Source organism: Pseudomonas sp. 43NM1, from assembly GCF_002836905.1.
In the GTDB taxonomy this organism is placed as follows: Bacteria; Pseudomonadota; Gammaproteobacteria; order Pseudomonadales; family Pseudomonadaceae; genus Aquipseudomonas; species Aquipseudomonas prosekii.
Genome location: NZ_MKGS01000175.1, coordinates 15,491 through 32,573 on the forward strand (window position 1 = coordinate 15,491; position 17,083 = coordinate 32,573).

The 17,083-nt window shown below is 59.1% G+C and carries 22 protein-coding genes and 1 pseudogene; 17 read left to right on the forward strand and 6 right to left on the reverse strand.

From position 1 onward, the window contains the following. Positions 1-47: 47 nt before the first annotated feature. The 6 genes and pseudogenes from BI292_RS22555 to BI292_RS22580 form a co-directional block, all read right to left on the reverse strand. Positions 48-449: pseudogene (locus BI292_RS22555) on the reverse strand (hypothetical protein); the annotation flags it as partial. Positions 450-704: 255 nt separating this feature from the next. Continuing rightward, the gene (locus tag BI292_RS22560) at positions 705-1,022 is read right to left on the reverse strand and encodes a pyocin activator PrtN family protein (protein WP_101209224.1); all 318 of its coding nucleotides are present in this window, start codon (positions 1,020-1,022) and stop codon (positions 705-707) included. A 4-nt stretch (positions 1,023-1,026) separates the two neighbouring features. Further along, positions 1,027-1,434 carry an AlpA family phage regulatory protein gene (locus tag BI292_RS22565; protein ID WP_101209225.1) on the reverse strand — a complete coding sequence of 136 codons (408 nt, stop codon included), beginning with the start codon at positions 1,432-1,434 and terminating at the stop codon, positions 1,027-1,029. 140 nt (positions 1,435-1,574) lie between these two features. Next, positions 1,575-1,856, reverse strand: a complete 282-nt coding sequence (locus tag BI292_RS22570) for a phage antirepressor KilAC domain-containing protein (RefSeq protein WP_101209226.1) — start codon at positions 1,854-1,856, stop codon at positions 1,575-1,577. Positions 1,857-1,866: 10 nt separating this feature from the next. Then, positions 1,867-2,451, reverse strand: coding sequence for a hypothetical protein (locus BI292_RS22575; protein ID WP_101209227.1), 585 nt, complete (start codon positions 2,449-2,451; stop codon positions 1,867-1,869). A 256-nt stretch (positions 2,452-2,707) separates the two neighbouring features. Continuing rightward, a complete protein-coding gene (locus BI292_RS22580; RefSeq protein WP_101209228.1) occupies positions 2,708-3,487 on the reverse strand; it encodes a helix-turn-helix transcriptional regulator in 780 nt (259 codons plus the stop codon). A gap of 114 nt (positions 3,488-3,601) precedes the next feature. On the opposite strand from BI292_RS22580, the gene BI292_RS22585 reads away from it, so the two are divergent. From BI292_RS22585 to BI292_RS22665, 17 genes are all read left to right on the forward strand, one after another. After that, positions 3,602-3,886 carry a YdaS family helix-turn-helix protein gene (locus tag BI292_RS22585; RefSeq protein WP_101209244.1) on the forward strand — a complete coding sequence of 95 codons (285 nt, stop codon included), beginning with the start codon at positions 3,602-3,604 and terminating at the stop codon, positions 3,884-3,886. A 332-nt stretch (positions 3,887-4,218) separates the two neighbouring features. After that, a complete protein-coding gene (locus BI292_RS22590) occupies positions 4,219-4,737 on the forward strand; it encodes a phage regulatory CII family protein (RefSeq protein WP_178076617.1) in 519 nt (172 codons plus the stop codon). Next, positions 4,730-4,957, forward strand: coding sequence for a TraR/DksA family transcriptional regulator (locus BI292_RS22595; protein ID WP_101209230.1), 228 nt, complete (start codon positions 4,730-4,732; stop codon positions 4,955-4,957). The genes BI292_RS22590 and BI292_RS22595 overlap by 8 nt, the downstream gene beginning before the upstream one ends. Next, positions 4,947-7,166, forward strand: a complete 2,220-nt coding sequence (locus tag BI292_RS22600) for a VapE domain-containing protein (RefSeq protein ID WP_101209231.1) — start codon at positions 4,947-4,949, stop codon at positions 7,164-7,166. The genes BI292_RS22595 and BI292_RS22600 overlap by 11 nt, the downstream gene beginning before the upstream one ends. Next, positions 7,159-7,524, forward strand: a complete 366-nt coding sequence (locus BI292_RS22605) for a hypothetical protein (RefSeq protein WP_101209232.1) — start codon at positions 7,159-7,161, stop codon at positions 7,522-7,524. The genes BI292_RS22600 and BI292_RS22605 overlap by 8 nt, the downstream gene beginning before the upstream one ends. A gap of 525 nt (positions 7,525-8,049) precedes the next feature. Beyond that, positions 8,050-8,394 carry a phage holin family protein gene (locus tag BI292_RS22610; protein ID WP_101209233.1) on the forward strand — a complete coding sequence of 115 codons (345 nt, stop codon included), beginning with the start codon at positions 8,050-8,052 and terminating at the stop codon, positions 8,392-8,394. A gap of 162 nt (positions 8,395-8,556) precedes the next feature. Next, a complete protein-coding gene (locus BI292_RS22615; protein WP_101209234.1) occupies positions 8,557-9,114 on the forward strand; it encodes a terminase small subunit in 558 nt (185 codons plus the stop codon). Between the two features lie 4 nt (positions 9,115-9,118). Further along, positions 9,119-11,143: a phage terminase large subunit family protein gene (locus tag BI292_RS22620; RefSeq protein ID WP_101209235.1), complete on the forward strand. Its 2,025-nt coding sequence runs from the start codon at positions 9,119-9,121 to the stop codon at positions 11,141-11,143. Between the two features lies 1 nt (position 11,144). Beyond that, positions 11,145-11,351: a phage head-tail joining protein gene (locus BI292_RS22625; RefSeq protein WP_101209236.1), complete on the forward strand. Its 207-nt coding sequence runs from the start codon at positions 11,145-11,147 to the stop codon at positions 11,349-11,351. Then, positions 11,351-12,829, forward strand: coding sequence for a phage portal protein (locus BI292_RS22630; protein ID WP_178076618.1), 1,479 nt, complete (start codon positions 11,351-11,353; stop codon positions 12,827-12,829). The genes BI292_RS22625 and BI292_RS22630 overlap by 1 nt, the downstream gene beginning before the upstream one ends. Next, entirely contained in the window at positions 12,826-13,980 is a 1,155-nt protein-coding gene (locus tag BI292_RS22635; RefSeq protein ID WP_101209238.1) for a head maturation protease, ClpP-related, read from the forward strand. The genes BI292_RS22630 and BI292_RS22635 overlap by 4 nt, the downstream gene beginning before the upstream one ends. Next, complete coding sequence (locus BI292_RS22640) at positions 13,977-14,321, forward strand: head decoration protein (RefSeq protein WP_101209239.1); 345 nt, start codon at positions 13,977-13,979, stop codon at positions 14,319-14,321. Before BI292_RS22635 ends, BI292_RS22640 begins: the two co-directional genes overlap by 4 nt. Positions 14,322-14,382: 61 nt before the next feature. Then, positions 14,383-15,378 (forward strand): major capsid protein, encoded by a 996-nt coding sequence (locus BI292_RS22645; RefSeq protein ID WP_101209240.1) that lies wholly within the window; start codon positions 14,383-14,385, stop codon positions 15,376-15,378. Positions 15,379-15,380: 2 nt separating this feature from the next. After that, positions 15,381-15,701: a hypothetical protein gene (locus BI292_RS22650; protein ID WP_101209241.1), complete on the forward strand. Its 321-nt coding sequence runs from the start codon at positions 15,381-15,383 to the stop codon at positions 15,699-15,701. Continuing rightward, on the forward strand, positions 15,698-16,357 hold the full coding sequence (locus BI292_RS22655; RefSeq protein WP_101209242.1) for a hypothetical protein: 660 nt from the start codon (positions 15,698-15,700) through the stop codon (positions 16,355-16,357). The genes BI292_RS22650 and BI292_RS22655 overlap by 4 nt, the downstream gene beginning before the upstream one ends. Continuing rightward, a complete protein-coding gene (locus BI292_RS22660) occupies positions 16,357-16,872 on the forward strand; it encodes a hypothetical protein (protein ID WP_101209243.1) in 516 nt (171 codons plus the stop codon). The genes BI292_RS22655 and BI292_RS22660 overlap by 1 nt, the downstream gene beginning before the upstream one ends. Next, the coding region (locus BI292_RS22665) for a phage baseplate assembly protein V (RefSeq protein WP_157831291.1) at positions 16,869-17,083 on the forward strand (215 nt) is incomplete at its 3' end. The genes BI292_RS22660 and BI292_RS22665, both read left to right, overlap by 4 nt.

Genomic DNA, 17,083 nt, shown 5'->3' on the forward strand with positions numbered 1-17,083 from the left:
TTTGGCTCAGTGGTTGAACTGTTCACTTCGGCCGCATCCATTTTTGGTGCTGCTGGATCTAGCAAAGCTGCCATGGCAAGTGCTTGTTCGCGGAGCGTTAGCGAGTCACGTTCGAGTTTTTTGCCTGTACGAAACGCGCTAAATGTTTTTGCCGCAATCCGCAGTTTTTCTGCGATATCCACTAGGATTTGACGTGCTGGCTCGCCCAATTTCGAAGCCGCCAACGCTTGCTCGTAGCGGGAGTACAATTGCTTGCGGTGATCACGCGCCTGGTCAAGCAAGAGCTTTAGGTTTTGAATCGTCTCTGAGTTGTCAGACTGCTGAATGTCTTTCCCTTCGTCGATTCCTTCGAGGCGGCCATCGATCAGGCCTCCTCGATAGCCCGCCCAATAGGTGAGTCCGACGAGCAGAATGAGAACAATCAGCGCGCAGATTTGAATAGCAGTCATGTGGTGTGCTCCTAGTTGATTCACTTGGCTGGTGGTGACAGCCGTTTGTTGGTTATTTATTCGTCGTCAGGATCGGGTGGATCGGCCAACCCGCACATCAGCTTCGCCTGGTAGCACATGTAACCTTCCTCCCGTAAGTCGTCGTAACGACGATAGTCTGCAGCCAGGTAGCAGCACTCGTCGCACAGTCGACTGGATGTTTCTTCCGCTGTTAGTGGAGTCCGGCAATTCCTGCATTGATAATGAAGTGACATGTCACACCTCTGGCTTGTTGGCCGCCGGCCGAGGCATGTTTTCGTCTGCCTTGTAGGCCCGGATATCGATTAGCGCGGCAACATGCTTGATATGGGCATACCTCAAAGCCTTCACGCTTTCGTCGATGGTCGTCACCGGGAGTTGAATCCGCCCGCTGTTGATCGCTTCCGTAAACGTCTTCTCGCTGAGGTTTCTGAAGTAACGCTCGCGCAACTCTTCAAGAGGGATGAGCACGTCGCCAAAGATTTGGTGAAGCATCTCGATGGTGGACGCATCCGGGGAGGGGAACAGGCGTAATGGTGCCTGGCTGGCCGTCATTTCTTCACTCCTGTGATTGGCCAGGGTACTCGCAGCGATTCTGGGTGCGTGATCGGGTCCAGTCCTGCACCTCTGATAGAACCCAGCCTACAGGGGCGCCCTTTCGAGCACCGTCGGTGAGTTTCAGTGGACGAGGAAACTTGCTTTGGGGGCTGTTGAGTAGCTTGTAAATAGTCGCGCGTGCCAAGCCGACTATCTCCGAAACTTCGCTGATTCGAATAAGCGTGCAACTTGGATCTGTTGTTATCGTCCAGTCCACACGCCGTCCAGGTATCGGTGGATGGGTTGGGTGTTCCACACCCGCCAGTTCGGCGACAAGCTCAAGGGCGTTCTTAACTTTTTTGCTCGTTCGTTCGGCGTGAGGTAAATCAAGCAGCGTTTTCAGCAGATAATCTAAGAGGTCATGATTCATTTGGTTTTTTCCTTTTCGGGTGATTCCAGGCGTTAAGGCAATGGCGTTTGGTCAGTTCCCGCAGATGCTCAGGCACTTCAAGGAGCGCGGCATTGCGCTCCTCGCGTGTACGCATGTCGACGATCTGGCGGGCGTATTCCCTAGGCCACGTCACGGTGGTCTGCCGGGATGGAAGGAAGGCCAAGGCCCAGTTGCTCGGCCAGCCAGCGGACGCCGGCCTGTCTAACCCAAGTTGACTGGCTGTACTGCATGCCTAGTTCGTGGTGGTACCAGCTACTGTCCTTGACGCGCAGGTATTCGCGATCGCGAACTGGGAATGCTGGGAGGCGGCCGATGAGCAGACCCTTTTCGCGCATCAGCTTGATCAGCGCGGGACGGGTGATGCCAAAGTACTTAGCGGTTTTTTCGAGGTTGCGCTCCATGTCGGCTTCCCTATGCCGCATGCGCGGCGGGTGTCGCCAACGCAGCCAGGTGGGTGATGGACTCGCAGACCTTTCCGTACATTTCAACGTCTGTGCCGCACACGGTGAAGCACTTAGTGCGTGGACTCTTGACGCCAATGCTCATGACTACGGTGATGCCAGTTCGTGTCCGGGTGCGATGTACTGCGACACGAATAGGCAGTTCAAAGCCAAGGTCCAGATCGAGAAAACCACCGATGCAAACCAAGCCGAAGACTTGTTCGCGTTGCTGTGCACTGAAAGCACCGTATTGGCGATCTGCGTGCAGCATCGTTGATAGCTCGGCAACCGGATCGATGGGGCCGTTAGCGATGTCTTCGATGAAGTCGGCCAGCTTGAGGTGTGTTTTCTTACCGTGGGGTAGGGTCAACGTGTGGCGTTCGTTGCTCAGCTCAACGGTGAATGTGCAATCTGTTTGATTACGCTCGACCTTCAACCTGAACGCCAACGCCACGCGTTGTGGTGTCGACCGTAGGGTATGGTTGAAAGTCTCGCTTAGATTTACTTGAGCGCTGAGCAAAGTCAGGGTGCGGTTGTCGATCTTAAATTTGCTCATGCTGCCCGGCCTCCGTCGTTTAGGTCGAAGGGGGCGGGAGTGGTGCGTGCTTTCGGTTTGGGTTTGCTGGGGAAGAAGGCGCAGCCGAAATCGCGGGCCAATTGCCGCACCTCGAAGACGCGGTTCAGGTCAGCGACGGCCGGGTGGACGTGCAGGGATGCTGTGGTGTGCATTGTGTTGCCTCGCTCTGTGGTGGAAGAGTGAGGCAAAAATAACCTAGGTTTTAATTTGTGGCAATCACCTAGGGTTTAATTTTTTAAACGATAAGTGATGAATTTATAGGATTTAGAGTCGACCACCAGAAAACCCTACCAATAATTTGAATGCGTTGCTCCATCACCTGTTCGAACGAATAGTCTTCGTCCGCATACTCCTCACGGTTAAAGCTGCGAAGGCGAAGGCCGCCGGGGATGCGGTAGAGGAATTTGATTCTCAAGAGTCCGTCGTGATCAAGCGCATACACCTGACCGTCGATAATTTTCGTCATTCCCTTGTCTATTCCAAGGGTCGCCCGGTCGAGGATCAACGGGTGGTTGGAGTTGCCGGTGTTAGTAGCGCAGGCCGCGTTTGTGGGGTCTATGCCAGCTTTGCGCAACGTATAGCTGGAAAACCGAACCTTTCGGCCTTCATCAATTTGGACTGAAGATTTTCCCAGTCCAGAAGCAATCTCGACTTCCTTATAAAGCGGCAATGCGACCTCGTCATCATCCATGGGGGTGAAATCGTCCCATGGCGAAAGCTCGCCTAGAACAAAAGGGGTTCCGTCTCTTGGGCGTAGTCTGTAGACGTTGTCACGGGGTGTCTGAGTAGTAGGTACAACCCCTAACTCAAGCCAATCAACGTCAATCTGCAGTGCGCGCGCGATTGCAGATAGAAAGCGGCTTTTTTGAGATTTTCCTGAACTGATCTTTTGGATGCTGGCTTGTGTGCATCCGGCGGAGGCCGCCAACGCTTCCTGGCTGAGGTTGCGTTCTGCCATCGCATGATTCAGTCGATCAGCAAGGCTAGGGAGCTGAGATTTGTCTAAATAGTTCATGGATGCAGGTTATGACCTTGGTTATAGAAAGTCCAACAGCTAAGGTTGTTGACGAATTAATCCTTAGGTTATAATCTGCGCATCAGTTACTCATGTTGAGGTCTGTCCATGACTATGAATCACCTTGAATCATGTGGTCCGGTCGCCGGATCTACTCTTGAAGGCGGCGCTGCTCTGCTGAGAGTCCTTGAGGAGTGCGGCAACAACCAATCCGAACTAGCACGCCGTTGCAATGTAAAGCAGCCGCACGTTTGGAAATGGCTAAAAGCCGGTCGCGTTCCTACGGAGCGTGTTCATTCTGTTGCTCGCGCATCAGGCGGCAAGGTATTGCCCCATGAGCTGCGTCCGGATCTGCCGGACCTATTCCCGGCTCCAGAATTTCAAGCAGTTGCTGCATAAGAGTTAGAAAAAAGGCGACCCAAGGGCCGCCCAGTTCCTCCCGATACACACCACCACAGTGCTGTCGGGTCGCGTTAAAGGTAAAGCGGGCACACCACATGCGAACCGCTGAACTTCAACGCGTTTCCAAGACACGGATGCCTTGGGTTGCTGCTCTTTCCACCACAGATTGAGCAGCTGTTGCGCCGGAGGTGAACGACGGATCGTTCGCCTCGGCACGGTGCCGGTTTTGGTCTTGCAGACCTCGCCGGCTTTTGGGCACTTCAAGCCACACGACAAATGTAACACCACTGCATGTCGTGCGGCACTGGCAACTTTCAAGGATTAATGCCATGAGCCGAATCGCTCTGAGTTGCGTAGAACGGGCCCAGCGGGAAATCCTGCCGCTCGATCTAGCGCTTTACCATGCTGCTCGGGACTATCCCGGCGGCGCCGCTGCAATCGCCACCACCACCGGCAGAAATGCCACCACGCTGCAGCACAAGCTATCTCCCACGCATCCAAGCCACACCGTGAACATTCAGGAGTTCGGCGAGATCCTGGAGCTGACCAAGGACCGCCGCATTCTGGATGCGGTGCATGCGTTGGTAGGTGATACGACTTGGCAGGAGTTGGCCGAGGCATACACCAACGACATGCCTGAAACCTTGACCACCGGCATTGCTGAGTATTTTCGGCAGGTCGCTGATCTGGCTGATACCTGGGCCAAGAGCATCGGCGACGGCGTGGTGACTGACCACGAATTGGCCGCGATTCGGCTACAGGTGTTTCGCGGCATTCAAGGGCTACTCGGGATGTTCAACCGCGCTACCTACGTGAATCAGACCACGCGGGGTGCTGACCATGGCTGACATCGCAGATTTTGCTAATGACCTGGTGCAGGAGCGGCTTGATCAGGCGCTGGCTGCACGGAGCGCCGCCAAGCCTGCCTTGGCGGCGCATTCGTTTTTATTCTGCGAGGACTGCGAAGAGCCTATCCCAGAAAAGCGTCGAGTGGCTCAACAGGGCTGCACACAATGCTTGGACTGTCAGTCTATTACTGAAGCGCGTGAGGCCCGTCATGCTCGATGAGGTATTGAATCAATTAGCAGATTACGGGCTTGAGCCTGAACAGCCGCTGATCTTCGGCAAGCTCACCCGGTGCAAGACGGCCCTGGACAAGGGCAAGGAAAAAAACGGCTGGTACGTTGTCCACGAGCATCACACTGAGAAGAACGAAACGCTGATCTTCGGTAGCTTCGGTGACTGGCGTTCGGGCGAGTCGCAAAAGATCAAGGTGAAGGCTGGGCGCATGAGTCCGGAAGAGCGCGAGGTCATGCGTGCCCGGCAGGAAGACGCCAAGCGTAAGGCCGCTGAGATAGCGGCCAACGCGGCACGGCGGGCGGCCAACCGTGCAGCCGGCTTGTTCAAGCGCATGCCGGAAAAGGGCAAGAGCGCCTACCTGGATCGAAAGCAGATCGTTGGGTTCAAGGTTCGTTATGCACCACGTACCGGCGCATTTTTGGTGCCTATGTGCAACGTGCGGGAACAGATCGTCGGCCTGCAGGTGATCTTTCCGACTAAGCAAGAGGACACCGGTCGCGACAAAGCCTACTGGCCCTACGGCATGTCGAAAGAGGGCGCTTTCCATTTGATCGGGCCGCACCCTGAGCCGGGTGAACCAGTGCTCGTTTGCGAGGGTTATGCCACAGGCGCCAGTCTGCACATGGCGACCTCGCTGACGGTGGCCATTGCCTTCGATGCGGGCAACTTATTACCTGTCTCCAAGGCCATGCGGGAGCGTTTCCCCGGCTGCCCACTAATCCTGTGCCGAGATGATGATTGGAAAACCAAGCGTCCGAATGGCGAGCCATGGAACCCGGGTGAGGAAAAGGCCAACAACGCCGCGTTGATCGTCGGCGGCCAAGTGGTCGCGCCAGTCTTCTCTGGCGAGCGTGAAATCAAGTGGACCGACTTCAATGACCTGCACATTGCCGAAGGATTGGAGGCTGTCCGTCGCCAGGTATTGGCAGTGGTCAAGCCTCCTGCAGCTGGTGGTTGGAAGGATCAATTGGCTCGCACTGAAAATGGTTCCCTGATTGCGCACATGCAAAACGTTGAGTTGATCCTGGGCAATGACGAACGCTGGGCAGGTGTCATTGGCTACAGCGTGTTCAGTTCCAAGATCGTCAAGCTGCGGTCCGCTCCCTTTGGTGGCGGTGCTGGTGATTGGGCTGACATCGATGACATGCGGGTGATGAAGTGGCTCGCGCAGCAATACAACCTGCGGGTCAAAGCATCCCATGTGATTGAGGCGGTCAGCGTCGTGGCCCACGACCATTCGTTTCACCCTGTGCGGGAGTACCTCGAAAAGCTCGAATGGGACCGAGTGCCTCGACTGGAAAGCTGGTTGACTGATGTGTTGGGCGTGAAGGCGAGCGAGTACTCGGCCAAGGTCGGCAAGCGTTGGCCGATCTCTGCAGTAGCTCGGGTGATGCGTCCTGGCTGCAAGGCTGACTCGGTGATGATCCTTGAAGGCGGGCAGGGTGAGGGTAAGTCCACGGCCATGGGCATTCTCGGTGGCGAGTGGTTTATGGACACGCCCTTTGCCCTCGGCGACAAGGATAGCTTCCAGGCAATTCGCGGCAAGTGGATCGTCGAACTGGGGGAGCTGGACAGCTTCAACAAGGCGGAAAGTACCAAGGCTAAGCAGTTCTTTTCCGCATCCACTGACACTTATCGCGAAAGCTATGGCCGCAGAACGAACGACGTGCCACGCCAGTGTGTGTTCGTGGGGACTACCAACCAAGAGGAGTACCTCAAGGACGCAACCGGCAACCGGCGTTACTGGCCGGTGTTCTGCAACAAGGTCGACCTGGAAGCGCTGCGTGAGATTCGCGACCAGCTGTGGGCTGAAGCGGTGTTCTGCTTCGAAGCCGGGGATATCTGGTGGGTGACGAAGGATGAGTCCTGGATGTTCGCCGAAGCCCAGGACGAACGCTTCGTTGTGGACGAGTGGGAAGGCCCGATTCTGAACTGGTTGGAGGAGTCGCAGATCGGCGAAACCGCCACCGGCAACGAGATTTTGACCCAGGCCCTCAAGTTGGATGTCGGCCATTGGGGTAAGCCGGAGCAGATGCGCGTCGGCGCGATCATGCATCGCCTGGGTTGGCGGAAGAAGCGCATGCCGGCGTTGGCGAAGAGCGGTATCCGGCAATGGGCCTATCAGAAGCCCGCAACGTGGGGGTATGCGGCAGCATTGCAGGCGCTCCCGGTAGAGGAGCCTTGCTTCGGTGATTAAACGTATTGATGAGATGCTCAAGCTCTGGGCGCAGGACCTGCACTCGCCGATGGCCACTAGTTATGGCGGATCGACTGGCGGCAACATGATCGCCATGTTGATGGAGTGCAAAGGCGAGTTGATACGGGGGACTCGCGGCAGTCGGGTGTTGCTGGATGAATCGGCGGATATCGAGCTGATAGTTCACAAGCACCTGCCGCCTCGTCTTGCCTTGGTCGTGCTGGAGCACTATTGCAATCAGGAGAGTTTCCTTTCACAGAAGCTGTTGCACTGCGCATGCAGCTCTCGGACCTACTATATGCGGTTGCACGAAGCCCATGAGTTCATTCAGGGCATGCTGATGGGTAAGGCTGCATGAGCCTTGGCATCACTCCGCTTGTTGCTGTCCTACTGTCCGGCCTTGTCCGACTGCCATTTGATGCAGTCGGACAGGCGCAGGCCGTGTCGTTGTTGGGCTGTCCTACTGTCCAACCTCTGCCCACCCATGCACACGTAAGCATAGCGGGCACGTAGTTGCGCCCATGGCGCGCATGCGTGTTTTTAGTTTTCTCTCTATACACAAGAAAAGAGTAAATAAAGTAGGACAGTAGGGCAGAGCCCCGAATTTAGGCGCCTGTGGCTGTCCTACTTCGACTCTGAATAGTGGGACAGGTAGGACAGGCCACCAGAAGCGATAGCCGATTGAATGCGTTGTACCCGCGTTGTACCTGCGTCATACCCACGTTGCACCCGTATTGCTCCATGGCATTAAAACTAGCTTGCTGCCAGTAAAATCCACCTGTAAAAAGTACCCATCTTCGATAGGTGCGACCGCAGAGAGCGGGAGGCACCACACACCAAACCCGGCCATTGCGCCGGGTTTTTGCGTTTATGGGGTAGGGCGATGACGAACGAGCAGCAAGCACTGGCAGAGATGCCGATCTGGTTAGTGATCATCCTGGCCCTGGTCGGCGGCGTATCCGGTGAAATGTGGCGAGCCGAGAAGGACGGCGCCAGGGGCTGGGCGTTATTGCGGCGCCTGGCGCTTCGGTCCGGTGCCTGCATTGTCTGTGGGGTGTCGGCGATGATGCTGATGATCGGCGCGGGCATGACGATCTGGACAGCGGGCAGTTTGGGTTGCCTGACCGCGATGGCCGGCGCCGATGTGGCCATCGGGCTTTACGAACGCTGGGCCGCCAAGCGCCTGGGCGTTTCCGAAGTGCCACCTGCTAGCAGCGAACAGGGATGAAATCGTACCGGCCCACCGAAAACCGCCGGGGACCCTGGGGTTATTCGGGGGGTACGGGGTCGGAAACCCGCGGGAAAGTGTTAGCGGCTAGTTCACCAGCTTAGTGAACTCGGGTGAACAGGTGAACACCCTGTATTCATTGGGTGAACAGGACATTCCATCATGACGATAATCAGCAAAACGGAGTTTGCGGCGCGACGCGGCTGGGCGAAATCCTATGTTTCCAAACTGGCGAATCAGGATCGATTGGTTCTGACTGACGGCGGCAAAGTGGATCTGGAAGCCACCGAGGCGTTACTCGCCGAGTCGGCCGACCCAGGCAAAGCCGCCGTCGCCAACCGCCACGAGCGGCTTCGCCTTCAAAAGGAGGCCGAAATAGCCGTCGAAGAACCTGCGGTGCCGCAAGTCTGCCAGCCGGTGGACTTCCAAAAATCTCGGGCTCTGCGCGAGCACTACATGGCGCTGCAGGAGCAGACCAACTTTCACAAGCAACAGGGCACGTTGGTCGAGCGCATTGCGGTGGAAACCGGCGCATATAACGCAGGCCGCTTGCTGCGGGATCAACTGCTGGGCATGCCTCCGCAGTTGGCACCGGAACTGGCCGTCATGTCCGATCCCTGGCAAATCGAAAAGCACCTGACGGCCGCTATACGTCGCTCGCTTGAGGATGCTGAACGCTTGTCCTCGGCGGATCTTGAACACGCACTGACCATGAGTTAAGCCAATGCCCACGGAAATTCCTGACGGTGCAGAGGTGTACCGGGAGTCGTTTTTTCGTGGGCTGCATCCTGACCCCGACGTTTGGGTCGATGAGTGGGCCGACGAGTACATGCGTATCCCGCGTGACACTGGCGCCGCTGAGCCAGGCCAATACCGGACATCGCGCACACCTTATGCACGCGAGCCGATGCGCTGCCTGTCACCGGCACACCCCTGCAAGCGCGTGATCACCATGGTCGCGTCGCAGTTGATGAAAACGCAGATCGCCCTGAACTGGATCGGCGGCCTCATCCACATGGCGCCGTCGAATATCCTGACGTTATTGCCCAGCCTCGGCCTGGCTAAACGGGTGTCCTCGCGGATAGGGAAAACGATCAAAGCGACGCCGGTGCTGCGCGAACGCGTGGCGTCAAGCCGGTCGCGCGACGCACGCAATACCATGGACACTAAAGAGTTCGAGGGCGGCTCGCTGTACGTCACCACCGCCGGCTCGGCTGCCAACTTGTCGGAGCTCTCGGCGCGCTACGTTTACGGCGACGAGATCGACCGTTGGGAAGTCGATATCGGCGAGGAGGGCGACCCGATAGAGCTTGCTGAGACCCGGGGCAGTACCTTCGGCCGTAACGCCAAGTTCTACTTCTCCAGCTCGCCAACAATCAAGGGCGCTTCGCGGATCTCCGACTTGTTTGAGGGCAGCGACCAGCGTTACTACTACGTGCCGTGCCCCCACTGTGGCCACATGCAGGTGCTCGAATGGGAAAACCTTCTCTACTCTGCCGACTTCAGCGTAGTGCATTACAAGTGCGCGGCATCCGGGTTGGACTGTGACGTTCTAATCGACGAATACCACAAGGGTGAAATGCTCGCCAAAGGCGAGTGGCGCGCCCATGCCGAAGGCGATGGCGAGACGGTGGGCTTTCACCTCAACGCGCTGTATTCGCCGCTGGGCTGGATGGACTGGAAGTCGCTGGCCAAGCAATTTGAGAAGGCTAAAAAGGCGCAGGCCAAAGGCGATCTTGAGCCTATGCAGGTGTTCTACAACACCCGTTTGGCGAAGGTGTGGGACAGCGCCCAGGAGCAAACCAAAGCGGACGAGCTCAGACAGCGGGCACGCTTGGAAGGCTACACCCTCGGCTCGATGCCGGCGGCGGTGATGATGATCACCGGGGCCGTCGACGTTCAGGCCAATCGCCTGGAGTTCATGGCCATGGGCTGGGGCGCTGGCATGGAACGCTGGGTCATCGACTATCAAATTGTTGCGGGTGATCCCGCAGACGAGCGCACCTGGGCAGCACTGGACGAACTACTCAAAGCCAAATACCGCCATCCCTGCGGCGTTGGCCTCGGCATTCTCGCGGTTGCCGTTGACTCCGGCGGTCACCACACCGATGAGGTGTACCAGTTCTGTCGCGTTCGCCGCTGGCGCAACGTGTTCGCCATTAAGGGGGCGAGCAAATCCGGCAAACCGGTCATTGCTCAACGCCCTTCTATGGTCGACGTGACCTGGAAAGGTCAGACCGAACGCAACGGTGCCGAGCTTTGGTTTGTCGGTACCGACACCGCGAAGGATTGGATCTACAACCGTTATTCGTTCCCTCCCGGGCCAGGTGCGCTGCACTTTGCTAATGATCTGCCGGATGACTTCTTCGACCAGTGCGTCGCCGAACGCAAAGTGGCCCGCTACATCCGTGGTCACAAGAGGATCGAATGGGTGAAGGGCAAGGCCGAGCGCAACGAAGCGCTCGACTTGATGGTGTATTGCCTGGCCATGGCGCATTACCTGGGCCTGAACCGCTACAAAGAACACGACTGGGAGCGCGTGCGTCAATCGCTCGCGCAGTCAGGGCTTTTTGATGATGCCTTGGGCATCACGCCCGTTCAGGGGGAGCGGCTCAACACTCCGGCACCCACCACGCACGTCGCGCGCCGAGTCGCGGCTGCGCCCGTCGTGCCGGCCGCACCGACACGACCCGCTGCCCAACCACCTCAACGCCGCAGCTCCACCAGCGGTTACCTGAAGAGACGCTGATATGTCATTTACCCAGAAGCACCTCGACGCGGTTGAGGCGGCCATCGCTCGCGGTGAAAAAACCGTGCGCTACACCGACCGCACCGTGGAGTACCGCACCGTCGACGAGCTATTGAGGGCTCGAGAAGAGATTCGCTCCTCGCTGGTCAATGCCGCTGGAGCGCGCTCGCGTGTCGTGCGGCTGTACCACGGAGGCAAAGGACTCTGATGGCGCGCTATCCGACGCTGACCCGTAACGGATTCGTGTTGCCGTCGAACATCAAGGCCAGCTACGAGGGCGCCGGAGAAGGGCGTCGATCCGCTGGCTGGGATGCTCCCGACAACGGAATCAACAGCATCAACACCCCGGCACTGCGCAACTTACGCTCGCGCTCTCGGGCCGCGGTTCGCAACGACCCGTATGCCTTCAACGTGATCGACAAGCGCGTCAGCAACCTGATCGGCACGGGCATCACTCCTCGGCCAACCACTGACGACGATGCCCTCCGCAAATTGCTGCAGGAGCTGTGGGGCGATTGGGTCGACGAATCAGACGCCGATGAGCGCACCGACTTTTACGGCCAGCAAGCCTTGGTCGCGCGCACGGTGGAAACCTCGGGCGAATGCTTCGTGCGGTTGCGACCGCGTAGTCAGAACGACGGTCTGGCCGTGCCACTGCAGTTGCAGATCCTGGCGCCGGAGTTTGTGCCGCACGACAAGTTTGAATCCACCAAAAACGGCAACGTCATTCGCGCGGGAATCGAGTTCACGCCCGGCGGTAAACGGGTGGCGTACTGGATGTACCTGGCGCATCCGCGCGATGCCGCTTCGCTAAACGCCGGTTACAACCAACTGGTGCGCGTCCCGGCATCTCAGGTGTTGCACATCTTCGAGCCGGTCGAGCCAGGTCAGTTGCGTGGCGTGCCACGTTTGTCGCCGGTGCTCAAGCGCTTGCGCAGCCTCGACAACTACGACGACGCAGTGCTGTTCCGGCAGGAAGTGGCGAACTTGTTTGCCGGCTTCATCAGTCGCCCCGCGCCGGACTCTGGGCAAACGCCAAGAGATCCGGTCACCGGCCAGTTGCTGGATCTGGATCGCGATGGCTTCACCCCGATGGTGGCGCTGGAGCCCGGCACGATGCAGGAGCTGGGGCCGGGCGAAGAAGTCGAGTTCTCCAAGCCGCCGGACGCGGGCAACAACTACCCCGATTTCATGCGACAGCAACTGATGGCTGCCGCCGCCGGGTCTGGTACGCCTTACGAGATCCTCACCGGCGACATGCGCGGGATTAACGACCGAGCGTTGCGGGTGGTCCTGACTGAGTTTCGACGCCGCCTGGAACAACTGCAATTCAGCGTTTACGTCCACCAACTGTGCCGCCCGGTACGGGCTGCCTGGATGGACATGGCGGTGCTGTCGGGTGTCTTGCAACTGCCTGATTACGCGCAGAAGCGCCGCGACTACCTGCGCACTCGTTGGGTACCGCAAGGCTGGGCCTACATCCAGCCGGTGCAGGACGTGCAGGCGCGGCGGATGGAGGTGCAGGCCGGCTTCGCCTCGCGCAGCGAGATGGTCCTGCGCACTGGCTACGACGCCGAAACCGTCGACGCGGAAAACGCTGCCGATCTGGCACGGGCCACGGCACTGGGCCTCAACTACAACACCCTCGACGCCGTCGAAACCAACGACGACAAGGAGCAATCATGAGCAAAAAAACGCGACCGCGCATTTACAATCGCGCGGGCAAGCAGGTGCAAGTTGAAGACAAGACCTGGTACGCGGTGCACGCCAGCGGCGAGGCCGCCTCGCGCGTCATCGAAGTGTTTGTGTATGGCGAGATCGGCGGCTGGGGCATCACCGCCAATCAGTTTGTCCAGGACCTGCGCGCGATGGACGATGGCGTCTCCCCAGTGGTCGCGGCGTTCAACAGCATCGGTGGGGATTTGTTCGACGGGTTGGCGATGCACAACGCGCTGTCGCGTCTGGGCGAGCGCTGCACCGGCCGGATTGACGCGTTAGCCGCCAGTGCTGCCAGCGTGGCGGTGTGCGGCGCACACAAGGTCGTGATCGCGGCCAACGCCATGCTGATGATTCACAACCCTTGGACCTACGCGGCCGGGGACGCTGACAATTTCCGCAAGGTGGCCGACGTCCTTGACCAGACGATGGAGGCGATCATTGCGGCGTACAAGGCCAAAGCGCCCGACATTGATGAGGTCGAACTGCGTCGGCTGGTCGCTGCGGAAACCTGGCTCACCGCCAATGAAGCCGTAGCCCTGGGCTTGGCCGATGAGGTCGGCGACGGTATCAAGGTCAAGGCCTGTATCGGGCAGGGCGCGGTGCTGCAGCGGTTCCAGAACGCGCCGGCTGAGTTGCTGGCCCAGCTCGACGAACCGCCTGAAGAGGATCCGGACCTGGAGCCAATCGAACCGCCGGTGGTGCCACCGGTAGTCGATTCGGCCAAGTTGGCGCTGATGATCACCCAGCGCTGTACGGCGGCGGGCATCAGCAACCTGGTCGAGCCGCTGCTCAGCTCGACCCGACTCGAAAGCGAAGAAATCGTCTTGGCCGGCTTGACCCGCGCCAAGGCGGTGAATGACCTTTGCGTGGCCGCGCGACTACCTGAATTCAGCGCCGAGTATGTCGCGGCAGGCCTGGACGCTTCAGCCGTTCGAGCGCGCCTGTTCGACAAGATCGTCACCAGCGGCAAGGGCTTTGAAATCGACAACAGCCTGCCGCTGGACAATGACCCGGCGCCGAAGGTGCTGGCCAAACAACCTGATCCCACCTCGATCTGGGCGTCGCGACAAGCGGCTCAGTCTGGAACCGCGCACGGCGCGAAAGGAGCAAGACCATGACCATCAAAAAAGAGCTGATTCACGCGGGTGAGTTTCTGCTGTCCGAAGGCGCGGGGAACATTTCGCGAGAAACGATCAACGTCGCCGCAGGCTCTGCGCTTAACCCCGGCCAAGTCCTCGGTCTGGTGACAGCCTCCGGCGAATTCGCACCGTATGACCCGGCCGCCGAGGACGGTTCGCAGGCGGCTGTGGCGATTCTCTACGGTCCATTGGGCGAATCGGACATCGTGCGTCGGGGACGCGCCGTGGTGCGCATGGCGGAAGTCAGCGAAGTGCACTTGACCGGGCTGGACCCGGAGGCCGAAAAAGACCTGGCCACCTATTTCCTGATCGTTCGTTAAGAGCCTCAGACACGTTTACCCAGCCCGCCTTGAGCGGGTTTTTCATTTCTGGAGAGTACCCATGGCCGACATCGCCATTTTTGACGACGAAGCATTTACCGTCACCGCGCTGACCGCTGCACTCAATGATCAACCCTACCTGCCTGGGCGCATCAGTGCCTTGGGCCTGTTTCGCGAGGAAGGCATCACCACCCTGACCGTGCAGATCGAGAAGGACGGCGACACGCTGGCCCTGGTCCCTGCCGGTGAGCGAGGCAGCTCCGGCCTGGTAGTCGCAGCCAGCAAGCGCAACCTGATCCCGTTCAACACCGTGCACCTGCCGGAGCGCTTCACCATCAAAGCCGACGAAATCCAAGGCATTCGCGCCTTCGGTACTCGCACCGAGTTGCAGGCGGTGCAGGACGTGGTCAATGCCCGTCTGGCCAAAGCACGCCGACAGTTGGACGCAACCCACGAGTTCCAGCGCATGGGCGCGCTCAACGGCCTGATTCTCGATGCCGATGGCAAGACGGTGCTGTTGGACCTCTATGACCGCTTCGGTGTGTCGCGTCAGAAGTTGTCCATGGGCCTGGCCGATCCGAGCACCGAGTTGCGGGTCAAAAGCGGTGAAGCGTTGGACATGCAGGAAGACGCGCTCGGCAGCGTAACCAGCACCGGTTCTCGCGCCTTCTGCGGTAAGAATTTCTGGAACAAGCTGATCGTGCATAAGTCGGTCAAGGAAACGTATCTCAATAGCCAGCAAGCGGCCGCTCTGCGCGGCGACGCGCGGGAGAGTTTCGAGTTCGGCGGCATTATCTGGGAGCGTTACCGTGGCAAGGTTGCCGGTGTGTCTTTTGTTCATGACGACAAGGCGCTGCTGATTCCTGAGGGTGTTCCGGATCTGTACATCTCAGTGTTTGCGCCGGCTGACTACATGGAAACCGTCAACACCCAGGGCATTCCGTACTACAGCATGATCGAGCCGCTGCCATTCAACAAAGGCATGGCGGGCGAAGCCCAATCCAACCCGCTGCACCTGTGCACCCGGCCACTCGCTCAGATCTTGCTGGAGCTCTGACCGTGAGCTTTCGCGACCTGGTCGCCGAGGTCGACACGGTGGTGTTCCAAACGCTGGGCGATACCGCACGGATCGAGGGTCGCGAACAACCCGTGTTCGGCATGTTCGCCGCGCCCTGGTTGCAGCCCAAACTCGGCAAGCTCAACACTGGCTTACGTGAGCCTCGTTTCGAGATCCGCGTCAGCGATTCGGTAGGGCTAGAGCGTGGTCAATTGGTCAGCATCGATTTGCCTGCTTTGGATGGCGGCGGCGATTACGACCTGGTGCAACTGGAGCCCAGCGGCGACGGCCTGGTGGCCTTGATTCTGAGGATGCGCCCATGAGTGTCGGCAGCCATCTCAAACCCTCGGCCGGCGGCGGGATGATTTCGATCCAGTCCTCGGCCGCCGATCTTCACGCGTTTCAGGACTTCGCCAAGCTGGTGCCCAAAGCCGCCGCGACGGCGCACCGGCGCGCGATCAACAAGACGTTGGGCTGGTTGCGCACGCACATTGCCCGAGCCGTCAGCCGGCAAGAGCGCATCGCCGTTGCGGCGGTGCGTCAGCGGTTGCGCAGTTACCCGGTGTCAGGTGGAGCTTCGAGCGGCAAGCTCTGGTTTGGTTTGAACGCCATCGAGTCCAGCCGGATCGGCCGGGCGCGTCAGACTGGCAGCGGCGTGTCGGTGGCGGGTCGGCGCTATCAAGGCGCGTTTCTTAAGAAGGTCTACGGCAACAAACCGGACATCTGGATCCGCACGGCGAGCAAGCATTTCAATGGCGATGACTACCCCGACAGCACGGTGTCACCCGGGCACGGGGCGAGTTCGGGCTGGGTGGCGGAAAACGGCAGCCGCTTTCCGCTGGCGAAAGCCAAAGTCTCGCTGGAGCAAGCCCGGCCGCACTTCGAAAGCTGGGTGCGAAAAGCCGATGAGCGCCTGTTGGAAATCCTGAAACAGGAGCTCAACTTCGAGCTGCAGAAGTACCTCAAGAGGATCGCCTGATGCCCGACGAGCCGTTTAACCTAGAGCTGCTGTATCACGCGGTAGAACACCATTTGAAGGCTAATCTGCCGGGGGTTCTGACCGTGAGTGCCTGGCCGAATATCCAAGACCGCATCGCGTTGCCGGCGGTGTTCTTGGAACTGGCGGAGATTGAGCCGGGTGTCGACATAGGCACCGGTGAAACCACATTGGTCTGCAAATTCGAGGCGCGCATCATCGTGGACCCGATCCGGCCGCTTCATCAGCAGCAGGCTGTGCAATTGGCGACCCAGCTCGCCGTGATACTGCGTGCGCAGACGTGGGGGCTGGAGGTCGAACCTGCGGAGTTTGTGCAGGCCCTGCAGGACTGGACCCAGCCGGCGCTGGATGGCTACACCGTCTGGCTGGTGGAGTGGACGCAACAGGTGTACGTCGGCCCCGAGGAATGGCCGTGGCCTGATCAGCCGCCGGGTTCGCTGTTGTTCGGCTTTAACGAGGACGTTAAAGAGGACTTTGTCCCCTCGGGGAATCTGTGAGCTACGCAAGCGCCCAGCACGATCGCATGCTGGCGGGGGTGGTCAAGGCTTGTTATGTGGTGGCGGTTGATCTGGCGGCATCGCCGCCGGTGTGCCGCGTCTCGGATGGTGAGTGGACCAGCGCCTGGGTGCGTTGGCACAGTATCGCTGCCGGCAAGGCGCGGCACTGGCGGGCGCCGTCCCTGGGCGAGCAGGGGGCGTTGCTCAGTGC